This window comes from Vibrio galatheae, assembly GCF_000967545.1.
Taxonomy (GTDB): domain Bacteria; phylum Pseudomonadota; class Gammaproteobacteria; order Enterobacterales; family Vibrionaceae; genus Vibrio; species Vibrio galatheae.
Map to the genome: position 1 here is coordinate 1 of NZ_JXXV01000056.1, position 316 is coordinate 316.

Consider the following 316-nt stretch of genomic DNA (forward strand, 5'->3'; position numbering starts at 1 on the left):
AACGACGGCCCAACCGCGACGGCGAACAGCTACGATGTGAACGAAGGCGGTAACGTGTCAGGCAACCTGATTGGCGACGACACGGGTGCGGGCAAAGACAGCGATCCAGAAAACGACAGCTTAAGTGTGACGCACATTAACGGTCAGTTACTGAGCTTTGACGCGGACGGTGAAGCGCAAGTGAGCATAGGTGACGGTGTGCTGACCGTGAAAGCGGACGGCAGCTTCAGCTACGCGCACAACGGTGCAGAGCCGGCGCCGACCTCATTCAAGTACACCGTGAGCGATGGCGATAAGAGCAGCGAAGCGACCGTGG

General features: G+C 58.9%; 1 protein-coding gene. It reads left to right on the forward strand.

The features are described 5' to 3' along the window. Window positions 1-316 (forward strand): Ig-like domain-containing protein (locus TW81_RS19360; protein ID WP_045957254.1); only part of this gene is annotated, 316 nt, incomplete at both ends.